We start from the raw sequence: 10,635 nt of genomic DNA, 5'->3' as shown, positions 1-10,635 counted from the left end.
CCATCGTGCTATCCGCGATGGCAGGGCTCGCAGCCCGGCAAGTTCGCAAAAGCGCAGGCGTGCAGCGGATGCCGCCGACGTCCCTCCTCATCGGGAGCATCCTCGGCGTTCTGTTGAGCATCGTCGTCATCATCATGGATATCGCGCACCTCGCCGGTGACCTCAGTCTGATGGGGGCCGTGGCCATCGCCTATGAACCGCTGCACCTGATGACATTCGTGTTGCTGTGCCTGGGATTCGCCGGCCAGCCCGCTGCCCGCGCTCTGCAGGCGCGATCGCGCGAACGAACAACGCGAATGCTCGTCGCAGAACTCCAACCGCTCTGGGCCGCGGCGACCGCGGCGCGACCCGGCATTAGCCAAAACACTCGTGGGTCAATCGGCACCGACCCCGAAACGTTACTTCACCGCCAGATCGTCGAAATTCGCGACGCGATCATTGATACGCGAGTGTCCTTTCAGGTCGATGACCGAGACCGGCACCTCATCGAGCGCGCCGAGCGCCACCTACTTGGTGGCGGAGCGACTGAGCCGGCGCCCGCCGCATCACGGGCGACGACCAGTCCAGTGCTGCAGAAGCGATGAGAGTTGCTTGGGCGCTGGCGGGCGTGGCGACTGCGGCCGGCGTAGGGCTAAGCGGGCTAGGCCTCGTGATCGCGAGGCGACTGACCGCACCGGTGAGGGACCGAAGGTTCGACCTCATCATTCGCGGAGTGGACAACTCGGGGGAGCGACCCAGTGTCATCCTCGATCGCACGCCACATACCGCGGCGCCCGGCGACTACTGCCTCATCTTCGAGAACGGCGGCTGGGTTCGCCTGGCGCCCGGAGTCGAGGACCGCGGGCCGAGTCTCGTCGGCCGCGAGGTCGTGGGGGAGTCGGGGCCAGACGTAGCTGTCGGCCAGCGAGCATCTTGGAGCGGCATCTATTTCCAAACCCCAGCCGACGCCGGCCTCCAAGCAACAGATGTTGAAATACAAACGGAGGTCGGCCCCGCGCCCGCTTGGCTGATCCCGCCCCAGGGCTCCCCGTCGACCACCTGGGCCATCCACATCCACGGGCTCGGAAGCACGCGCGCCGGAACGCTGCGTGGTGTGCATATAGCTTCCGAGGCCGGATTGACGTCGCTGGTCGTGACGTATCGGAACGACGGCGAAGGTCCCCTCGTGGGGACCGGGCGATCGGAGCTCGGAGCTGCAGAGACCGATGACGTGCGAGCGGCCGTGGACTACGCCCGCGAGAACGGCGCAAGCAGCGTCATCCTCTTCGGTTGGTCGATGGGCGCTGCAATCGCCCTACAGCTCGCCGCCGATCCCAATCTTCGTGGCATCGTCACCGGATTGGTGCTCGATTCGCCCATCCTCGACTGGGTCGCGACGCTTGAGGCGAACTGTGCACGAGCAGGCCTGCCCGGTTGGGCCGGCGCGCTAGCCGTCCCATGGCTGAAATCCCCGCCCTTGGCTCGACTAGTGGGTCTCGTCCACCCGATCGATCTGCGCAGCTTCGATTGGATCGCGCGCGCCGACGTCGCCGCAAAGGCCGCTGAATTTGGTGTCCTGTCGATCAAGCCGGAAGCGCTTGCGGCTCTCATTGACGCATCACAGAGCTAGAAATCCAAATGCGGTAGAAGGTGCCGATACCTCCATACACCTGCTCCCTCTAACGGGTGACACCCGAAAAGGATACTCTCGGTTAGAGAGCGGTTAGGACGTTCCTGTCAGCACGTTCGTTGTCGTCAAAGATCATCCCCATTCGCTTATACGACTTCAGCGTCACTTGCCGGCCTACGACCGTGAGCGTCGGATTTGATCTGGAAAGCGTACTTTCGAGTCGGTGGATTTCTGCGAGGTCGCGGAGCCAAAAGATGGTCATTAGGTTCCAGTTCGGGCTCACGACAGTGTGGCTGCCCCGGGCACCAGTCAGCCGAGCTGCACCAGCTGCGGCCTCGCGTAGAAAATTTGGGTCCACTTGACAAAAGAGGCCAACCGAAACTGGCCACCCTACAACGGCGTGGGCCGATTCTGCTCTGAGCTGGATCTTGTCGGAGCTGAGGAGCTTGTGGACATCTCGACTGGCGGATGCCTCACTCACGCCCAGTTCTTGGGCGATGTCCGTTATGGAGCGGCGCGCATCGTGCTGCAGCATCACTGCGATTTGTTCTTCCCTGACTGTTAGACCGGGGACAGTTGTCCTTCGCTGGGTGACGGTCTGTCTTAGAGCTGTTTGCTGAATCAACGAAAGCGATCCAGAAACCCAGCCGTGGGCAGTGTGGAAGACTTCGGTCGCGATGTTGTGTTCAACGCTCAAAATGCCCGGGTGTCGCCAAATCTCATGGTTCATGAAGTCATGGAGAGACGCAATGTCGGGCATGTCGACGAGGACCCGGAGATCAGCGTCGCCCGAGACGGCAGATACAGTGAGGCAGGCTTGCAGCTCGCAGAGTTCCCTCGCCAGTTCATCACTGAAACCCGGCCGGCAACGAATGCTCAGATGATCTTGAACGGTGAGTGCGAGATACCCTCGCACGCAGAGCGTCCATGCGAGCCCGAGACGATTTAAGCGGTCCCACCGCCGTCGGACCGTCTTGGCGTCACTTCCAATGGCGTCGCTGACGGTCGTCCATGATGCCCTTGGGTTGATGCTCAAGCTATCGACAATTGCAATGTCAAACTCATCTGGAACGTAAGAATCCGGCATTTATACCCCCATTGGTGCAATTAATCGGCACTATTACACGCTAACAACACACCGGGGCAAAGACTACCGACATGCCTCCACGCCTCCCGATCGTTCTCGCATCCGAAACGATGCACGAAATTCTGACCTATCTCAGCAGCCATAGCGACGAGATGGTCGATGATCTCGAAGACTACGTAAAGTGGGAAACTCCCAGCGACGATAAGCAACTCTTGGACGCAGGCTTGCAGAAGATCCTTCTCTGGATCTACTCACGCATCGGCATGCCGACGCGTGAAGATTCGTTTAAGAGTCTCGATGTCGGTAACATCGCGGTCCTCGACTATGGCCAGTCGCGCCCCCAGTCAGCAGTACTTGCGCACTACGACACGGTGTGGCCTGCGGGCACGGCCGCCGGTTGGCCTATGCGCTTCGACGGGGAGGTCCTTACCGGTCCCGGAATCTTCGATATGAAGGCCGGCCTTGTTCAGCTTGTGTGGGCAATTCGAGCTCTGCAACAGACTGTCGGTTTTACGCCGAGCACGCGACTGGTTATCACCGGCGACGAGGAGACAGGCAGCCACGCGTCCCGTAGCGTGATCGAGTCGCGGTGCGCGGGAATTCCTGCGGTTTATGTCTTTGAAGCCAGTTCAGAAGGCGCGCTCAAGACAGGCCGCAAGGGCGTTGGGCTCTTCACCGTGAACCTCACTGGAATTGAAGCGCATGCCGGTCTTAACCCGCTGGACGGGGCCAGTGCTGTGCACTCTATTGCCGAAGTGATCACTCAATCCGTTCAGTTTGCGGCCCACGACGAGGGTACGACGGTAAACGTGGGGCTGGTGAGCGGTGGAACTCGCAGCAACGTTTCGGCTGGCGCCGCGCAGGTCGTAATCGACGTGCGCGTCAGTAGTCGTGAGGAAATGAAGAGGGTCGACTCCTGCTTTGCTTCCCTCACCATTGCAGATCCCAGAATTACGATGCAGGTCACCACAGACTGGAATCGTCCGCCTTTCGAACGGACGCCCGAGATCGGTGTCTTGTTTGATCGGGCGGCAAGAGTCGGCCTGCTGCTGGGCATACCGCTTGCTGAGGTTTCGGTGGGTGGGGCAAGTGACGCCAATTTCGTGGCTGCCCTTGGTATCCCGGTGCTCGATGGACTAGGCGCGGTCGGAGATGGCGCTCACGCCCGGCACGAGTACGCCACCCGATCCGGCCTCGTGGAACGTGCTGCCCTCGCGGCTGGCCTCCTGCTCCCCGAAACACGCTGGTCAGTCCAACCGTCGTCGCCCGCTGATAGCTCGGGTACCGGCGGCGGCAGGGCTGAATGATGTTGATTTTCGTGCTGAAACGCATTGGCGCGCTCGTGCCAGTACTCGCCGTCGTCGCCGTAGTCGTGTTCCTCCTGATGCACATCACTCCGGGTGACGCGGCCGCGGTCATGCTCGGTCCAGAGGCGTCACCCGCAGACGTGGATGCACTCCGTCAGGAACTCGGCCTCAATGATCCGCTGTACGTACAGTTCTTCGGATGGCTGGGTGGTGTACTCACCGGCGACCTCGGCACCTCGCCCTTCCTTGGCGAATCCGTCGCGGCAGCGCTCCTTTCCCATCTTGGGCCGACACTGTCCCTCGCGATCATGGCCGAGCTATTCGCCATCTTTGTTGCTGTGCCGGCTGGAATCATCGCGGCCCGACGTCGCGGAACGCTCATCGATCAAGGTTTCATGGGGCTCACGATTCTTGGCATCTCAGTGCCGAGCTTTCTACTCGGGCTGTTCCTAATTCTTTGCTTCTCGGTTGGACTTCGCTGGCTGCCGGTCGCCGGGTACCAGCCTCTCAGCGCGGGGTTAGTTGAGCATCTGCGGTACCTGCTGCTGCCAGCGCTTGCCTTGGGCTCGATGCAGGCTGCACTGATCGCACGGATGACTCGCTCGTCCATGCTTGACGTCCTCGGTTCGAATTATATGAAGACCGGAAAGGCGAAGGGCCTGGGCGATTTCGCCCTTACTTACAAGCATGCATTCAAGAATGCGTCGCTTCCCGTGCTGACAGTAGTAGGCCAGACATTCGGATCCTTAGTGGCTGGTGCCGCTGTGGTCGAGACTGTTTTCAACATTCCCGGGATAGGGCAGCTCATTATCAATTCCGTTGATCGACGCGACCTCGTCGTCATCCAGGGCGCCGTTCTCCTGATCGCCGTCGCTTACGTGCTGATCAACCTCATCATCGACATCTTGTACGGGCTGCTTGATCCCCGAGTGCAAGTGAGTTAGGAGCATGATCATGACTTCTTTTGCTCCCCGGAGCCCGCTGTTCCCCGGCATGACGGCGGACCGCCGGAGCCTCCAGCTGCGGCGAATTCGCAACAACTCACAGGTAATGACGGGTGGGAGCATCCTGCTCCTAATCCTGCTTATCGCGCTGATTGGGCCGCTACTGACTCCGTCCGGCCCGTATGAAACGGATACACCCAACCGGCTTCTGCCTCCCTCCACCACAAACTGGTTCGGCACCGATAACTTCGGTCGCGACCTCTTCGCTCGAGTGGTGAGTGGATCACATGTCTCGCTCATGGTGGGGTTCTCTGTCGCGCTCATCACCTCAGGGTTGGGACTGCTCATCGGCCTCGTCGCCGCCTACTTCAAAACCGCTGACCGTATCCTGATGCGCATCCTGGACGGGTTCATGGCGTTTCCGGCCATCTTGCTGGCAATCGCAATCATGGCGGCCCTCGGAGTGCAGACCGAGAACGTGATCGTGGCCTTGTCGCTGGTATTCACCCCGTATGTTGCCCGGGTGGTGCGTTCGTCGGCCCTCGTCGTGAAAGAGCAGACATACATAGAGTCCCTTCGAGCACAGGGCGCCAGTGCCTTCCGCGTGTTGTGGGTCAACATTGCGCCGAACGTGCTCTCACCCCTGCTGATCCAGGCCACATTCATTTTCGCTGACTCGATCATCACTGAGGCTGCCTTGAGTTTTCTTGGCGCAGGCGTTCCGCCGCCGGAACCGAGCTGGGGAAACATCCTCTTCGACGGCAAGACGCTTATTTTCAGCGCCTGGTGGATGACCGTCTTCCCGGGGCTCACAATCATGCTCGTCGTCTTGGGTATCAATTTTCTGGGTGACGGCCTGCGCGACCTGCTCGACCCACGACACAAGAGCATACGAAAGTAGAGGTCAAAAATGACGAAGCCAGCTCTCTTGGCGGTTACCGATCTGAAGACCTCCTTCCTGACTGAGCGTGGACCTGTTACCGCCGTGGACGGTGTCTCGTTCACCGTTCGCCGGGGAGAAACTCTAGGGATCGTCGGCGAATCAGGTTGTGGGAAAAGCGTTACTGCCGACTCGATCATGCGCCTGCTCGATGAGAAGGATGCGTCCTACTCGGGCTCTGTCGAATTGGATGGTCGGGACTTGTTGTCCCTGCCAGAAACGGAAATGCGAAAAGCACGCGGCAGCGAACTAGCCATGATTGCCCAGGATTCAATGAGTTCGCTCAACCCGGTATTCACCATCGGTAATCAAGTGATTGAGGCGATCACCGTGCACCAAAAGATGAGCCAGAAGGATGCCTATCGCCTTGCGATATCCCTCCTCGAACGCACCGGAGTTCCTGATCCTGAGCACCGAATGACCCAGTACCCGCACGAGCTGTCCGGGGGACTGCGCCAACGCATTCTCATCGCGATGGCGCTCAGCGGCAATCCAAAGTTGCTTATCGCCGATGAGCCAACGACGGCGTTAGACGTCACAACCCAGGCCCAGATTCTGACACTTATCCGTGCCCTGCAGTCATCTTCAAATATGGCGAGCGTCCTCATTACTCACGATCTCGGTGTCGTGGCGGAAATGTGTGACCGCGTAATTGTTATGTATCTGGGGCAAGTGGTTGAAGAAGCGGATGTCGACGCACTATTCGATTCGCCACGGCACCCATACACACGGGGACTGCTCGCATCCATACCTGAAATCGACCGGGATCGTAGCGAGCCGCTGAATGTGATTGCGGGGCGGGTCCCCACCCTGCACGCTGTGCCCGTTGGATGCCGGTTCGCCGAGCGGTGCGACTTCGCCACTGACAAATGCCGAGATTCCGCGCCTCCCTTGGAAGACGTGACTCTGGAAACCGAAGACATGCTTGCCGGAGACGCGACTCCGCTCAAAGTTCGTTGCTGGAACTGGAGAGACATTCCGATGAATACCATCCCCGCCACAACCACCCAGGCCATCCGATGACCGCCCAGCCGTTGCTAGAGGTGCGAAACCTCTCCAAGAGCTTCCACGGTCGCCGATCCGGCGACGCCAAGGTCATGAAGGCCGTCGACGATGTGAGCTTTGACATCTTGCCGGGAGAGACGTTTGGACTGGTCGGCGAGTCCGGTTGCGGAAAATCCACCACCGGTCGAGCGCTACTGCGCTTGATCGAGCCCGACTCAGGCATCGTTAGCTTTCAGGGGCAGGACCTGCTCAAAATGCCGCGAAAGCAATTGCATTCCACCCGCAGACAGATCCAGATGGTCTTCCAGGACCCCTATTCTTCGCTCAATCCACACCGTCGAGTCGGGGCAATTCTCGATGAGGCATTGAAAATTCAATATCGGCTGCCGCGCAAGCAGCGCACCGAACGCGTCCACCGAATTCTCGACCGAGTTGGCTTCGCGGAGGACTACTACTACCGATTTCCGCACGAGATGTCGGGCGGTCAACGGCAGCGCATTGGCGTAGCGCGTGCACTCATCGTGGGACCACAACTCATCATCTGCGATGAGCCAGTTTCAGCACTCGACGTTTCCATTCAGTCCCAAGTCCTTAATATGCTTCACGATCTGCAAGTCGAACTCGGCTTGTCCTATCTCTTCATCTCGCACGATTTGAGTGTCGTCCGACACATATCCCACCGCATCGCAGTGATGCAGAAGGGACGCATCGTCGAGCAGGGTTCAACGGACGACATCTTCTCAAACCCTCAGCATCCCTATACCCGCCAGCTCCTGGACGCGATCCCGGCATCGCATCCACGACTGGCGCGCGAGCGTCGCGCAGCTCTCACAACACCGGTTACCTAGGAAAGGCTCGAAACAGTGCAACTGACACACGTAGTGGCCCGTCGAATTCGCATGGACCTCAAACATCCGTTTCAAACCAGCTTCAGCACCCAGGTCGACCGCGAGATCCTAATTCTCGAGGCGCACGGTGCCGATGGCACGATCGGCTACTCGGAATCGGTAGCAGGACGTGACCCTTTCTATAGCGAGGAAACGGTATCGACGACCGCGGTAATGCTCAAGGAACTGCTCGTGCCCATGCTGATCGGCACAACCATCGACCACCCCGACGAGGTGTCCCAACTGTTCGCTCCGATACGCCGCAACAACATGGCCATCTCGGCGATCGAGGGAGCAATGTGGGATATGTACGCAAAACAGCGCGGCGCGTCTCTGAGCATCGCGTTCGGCGGGACTAAATCACAGGTGCAGGTCGGTGTCAGTATCGGCCTGCAACCCACGGATGCGGCCCTTCTGGAAAAGGTCAGTGCGGCCGTCGATGCAGGGTTCAAGCGGATCAAGATGAAAGTGAAGCCTGGCCGGGACGTTGACATGATCCGGGCGGTGCGTCGCGAATTCCCGGATGTCTTACTCATGGTGGATGCGAATAGCGCCTATACCCTCGACGATATTCCGCTTCTGCAGCGGTTCGACGAGTTCAATCTGATGATGATCGAGCAGCCCCTCGCACACGACGACATCATCGATCACGCTGTTCTGCAAAAGGCCATTTCAACGCCGGTCTGCCTCGATGAGAGCATCCACTCCAGTGCCGACGCACGAAAGGCCATCGCCCTCGGTGCCTGCCAGATCATCAATATCAAGACCGGACGTGTTGGCGGCCTCACTGCCGCGAAAAAGCTGCACGACCTGTGCGCCGAACATGGCATCCCGGTTTGGTGTGGCGGCATGCTCGAAACCGGCATCGGGCGCGCCCACAACATCGCCATGAGCACGCTCCCCAATTTCGTGCTGCCCGGTGATACGGCACCATCGGCAAACTACTGGCACGAAGACATTGTCACGCCCGAAATCACCATGAACCGCGGAGTGATTGACGTTCCAACCGCCCCCGGAATCGGATACGACATCAACCAGGAAGCGCTGGATCGCTTCACCCAATCCATGGAGATCTGGCCCGCGAATGGCGCAGCGTATCCCTCGACTCTCAGCGACAAGGAACCACTTCATGTTTCGTAGAATCTCTGTAGCCATCCTCTCCTTCTCAGTACTGCTTGCTGCCGCAGGATGTGCGGAGTCGCCCACCGCGGCCAATAATGACACGCTGAATCTGGCGTGGAACGCCCAGCCGCCGACACTCGACCCAATGATGACAACCTCAGTTGTGACACGCGACATCATGCGGAACGTGTTCGAGGGCCTCATCACGATCAATTCCCAGAACGAGATCCAGCCGATGTTGGCCAGCGATTTTTCGGCCAACGAAACGTTCACAGAATTCACCTTCACCATCAGGGACGGAGTTCTGTTCCACGACGGCACGAGCATGACTATCGAAGACGTCTTGGCATCGATGAATCGTTGGATGACCACAACTAGCAACGGAAAGCAGTACTTCGGTGGTGCCGTGCTCACGACGCCCGACGATTCCACACTCGTGATCACCACCCCTGCGCCACTCTTCACCGGACTGGATCTGCTCGCGGACACATCACAGATCGCGGCCATCCAACCCAAATCCATTATCGACGCAGCCTCAGTAACAGGCGTTGAAGACTACATTGGCACCGGCCCATACGAGTTCATCAAATGGCAAACGGATGCGTGGGTGCACCTTCAGAAATTCGACGATTACGAGAACGTTGGCTTCGCGGCCGACGGGCTTGCCGGCGACAAGAACGCACCGATCAACGAGATCTATTTTCGTTTTGTGGCGGACCCCTCGACTCGACTCGCGGGCCTGCAGACAGGGGAGTACGACGGCGCCAATGCCATTCCCTTTGACAGCGCCGAAGCACTGGCCAGCGACCCGTCGATAGATAGCTACGTCAATGACAATGGCTTCAACGCTGCGATCTTCAACAAACAGCAGGGACTGTTCGCTGATCCAGCCATGCGCCACGCCGTCTACGCGGGTCTGAACCTGCTTGACATCCAGACGGCGGCCTTCTCTAACGAAGACTTCTTCAGCATGAACGGTGCCCTCATGACCGAGGAGCAAACGCCTTGGTACTCGGATGAATCGCTTGACGAATACAACCCGAACGACCAGGAGGCGGCCAAGGAGATGTTGGATGCTGCTGGTTATGCGGGTGAGGAAGTGCGGATTCTCACCTCCCGTGAATACGACGACCACTACAACGGTGCTGTCGTTCTGCAGGAGCAACTGACCGACCTGGGCGTAAACGCCACCCTGAACGTGGTCGATTGGGCCACCGTATTGCAGAATCGCACCGATCCTGCAGCCTACGAAATCTTCATCACGGGGTTCTCGCCGGTGGCAGTACCCAACTCCCTCGTCTTCCTGAGCGCGACTTGGCCCGGATGGACAGATGACGCGGGCATCAGCGCAGCGCTCGGTGCGATAAATGCCTCTACGAGCACGGCCGATGCCGAAAAGGCAGCAGCGGACCTGCAGAAGGCCTACTTCGACTATCTCCCCATCATCAAGTACGGCAACAAGAAAACGATCACTGCAGTTCGCGCTGATGTCACCGGGTATGACTTCCAGACCGGCGACATCTTCTGGAACGCTACTCGCTAGATGGTTGCAGCCCGCACGGGTCTTAGAGCTTAAGACTCTCGGTATCGACAGCTTGATCGACCGTCATTGAATTCCCTGCTCCTGAATTCCAACTGGAGCAGGGGATTCGTTCGTCTACAGCGGAGCCGAGACGAGGCCCTCAATTTCCAGTCCCACGCCTCTTGCAGATCGAGGCGGCGCACCTCCATTTT

At 59.1% G+C, this 10,635-nt stretch carries 10 protein-coding genes; 9 read left to right on the top strand and 1 reads right to left on the bottom strand.

Translation table 11 applies throughout. The annotated features are described in order from the left end of the window. Both E3T35_RS07910 and E3T35_RS07905 read left to right on the top strand, forming a co-directional pair. The coding region (locus tag E3T35_RS07910) for a DUF6545 domain-containing protein (protein WP_370449309.1) at positions 1-584 on the top strand (584 nt) is incomplete at its 5' end. Next, positions 581-1,609 carry an alpha/beta hydrolase gene (locus E3T35_RS07905; protein WP_134378353.1) on the top strand — a complete coding sequence of 343 codons (1,029 nt, stop codon included), beginning with the start codon at positions 581-583 and terminating at the stop codon, positions 1,607-1,609. The genes E3T35_RS07910 and E3T35_RS07905, both read left to right, overlap by 4 nt. Before the next feature lie 82 nt (positions 1,610-1,691). Here the strand turns inward: E3T35_RS07905 and E3T35_RS07900 are convergent, their stop codons facing one another. Beyond that, on the bottom strand, positions 1,692-2,696 hold the full coding sequence (locus E3T35_RS07900; RefSeq protein WP_134378352.1) for an Lrp/AsnC family transcriptional regulator: 1,005 nt from the start codon (positions 2,694-2,696) through the stop codon (positions 1,692-1,694). A gap of 71 nt (positions 2,697-2,767) precedes the next feature. Between E3T35_RS07900 and E3T35_RS07895 the strand changes: the two genes are divergently transcribed. The 7 genes from E3T35_RS07895 to E3T35_RS07865 are packed head-to-tail and all read left to right on the top strand — an operon-like array spanning position 2,768 to position 10,444. Continuing rightward, a complete protein-coding gene (locus tag E3T35_RS07895) occupies positions 2,768-4,003 on the top strand; it encodes a M20/M25/M40 family metallo-hydrolase (protein ID WP_198421011.1) in 1,236 nt (411 codons plus the stop codon). A gap of 11 nt (positions 4,004-4,014) precedes the next feature. Then, complete coding sequence (locus tag E3T35_RS07890; RefSeq protein WP_198421010.1) at positions 4,015-4,947, top strand: ABC transporter permease; 933 nt, start codon at positions 4,015-4,017, stop codon at positions 4,945-4,947. A gap of 10 nt (positions 4,948-4,957) precedes the next feature. Further along, complete coding sequence (locus E3T35_RS07885) at positions 4,958-5,848, top strand: ABC transporter permease (RefSeq protein WP_134378351.1); 891 nt, start codon at positions 4,958-4,960, stop codon at positions 5,846-5,848. Between the two features lie 9 nt (positions 5,849-5,857). Then, positions 5,858-6,910, top strand: coding sequence for an ABC transporter ATP-binding protein (locus tag E3T35_RS07880; RefSeq protein ID WP_134378350.1), 1,053 nt, complete (start codon positions 5,858-5,860; stop codon positions 6,908-6,910). Further along, positions 6,907-7,740 (top strand): ABC transporter ATP-binding protein, encoded by an 834-nt coding sequence (locus E3T35_RS07875; RefSeq protein WP_134378349.1) that lies wholly within the window; start codon positions 6,907-6,909, stop codon positions 7,738-7,740. Before E3T35_RS07880 ends, E3T35_RS07875 begins: the two co-directional genes overlap by 4 nt. Positions 7,741-7,791: 51 nt before the next feature. After that, positions 7,792-8,919, top strand: a complete 1,128-nt coding sequence (menC, locus tag E3T35_RS07870; RefSeq protein ID WP_241988766.1) for an o-succinylbenzoate synthase — start codon at positions 7,792-7,794, stop codon at positions 8,917-8,919. Further along, complete coding sequence (locus E3T35_RS07865; protein ID WP_134378347.1) at positions 8,864-10,444, top strand: ABC transporter substrate-binding protein; 1,581 nt, start codon at positions 8,864-8,866, stop codon at positions 10,442-10,444. The genes menC and E3T35_RS07865 overlap by 56 nt, the downstream gene beginning before the upstream one ends. The last annotated feature ends 191 nt before the right edge of the window (positions 10,445-10,635 follow it).

The organism is Cryobacterium sp. TMT1-2-2 (genome assembly GCF_004403505.1).
Lineage (GTDB): Bacteria > Actinomycetota > Actinomycetes > Actinomycetales > Microbacteriaceae > Cryobacterium > Cryobacterium flavum.
This window is presented reverse-complemented; position numbering and strand designations above follow the sequence as displayed.

What these genes read in the sequence shown, in the direction of transcription:
- E3T35_RS07905 (WP_134378353.1), top strand. Translation starts at nt 581, where the DNA reads ATGAGAGTTGCTTGGGCGCTGGCGGGCGTGGCGACTGCGGCCGGCGTA.
- E3T35_RS07865 (WP_134378347.1), top strand. Translation starts at nt 8,864, where the DNA reads ATGGCGCAGCGTATCCCTCGACTCTCAGCGACAAGGAACCACTTCATG.
- E3T35_RS07900 (WP_134378352.1), bottom strand. Translation starts at nt 2,696, where the DNA reads ATGCCGGATTCTTACGTTCCAGATGAGTTTGACATTGCAATTGTCGAT.
- E3T35_RS07880 (WP_134378350.1), top strand. Translation starts at nt 5,858, where the DNA reads ATGACGAAGCCAGCTCTCTTGGCGGTTACCGATCTGAAGACCTCCTTC.
- E3T35_RS07895 (WP_198421011.1), top strand. Translation starts at nt 2,768, where the DNA reads ATGCCTCCACGCCTCCCGATCGTTCTCGCATCCGAAACGATGCACGAA.
- E3T35_RS07875 (WP_134378349.1), top strand. Translation starts at nt 6,907, where the DNA reads ATGACCGCCCAGCCGTTGCTAGAGGTGCGAAACCTCTCCAAGAGCTTC.
- E3T35_RS07885 (WP_134378351.1), top strand. Translation starts at nt 4,958, where the DNA reads ATGACTTCTTTTGCTCCCCGGAGCCCGCTGTTCCCCGGCATGACGGCG.
- menC (WP_241988766.1), top strand. Translation starts at nt 7,792, where the DNA reads ATGGACCTCAAACATCCGTTTCAAACCAGCTTCAGCACCCAGGTCGAC.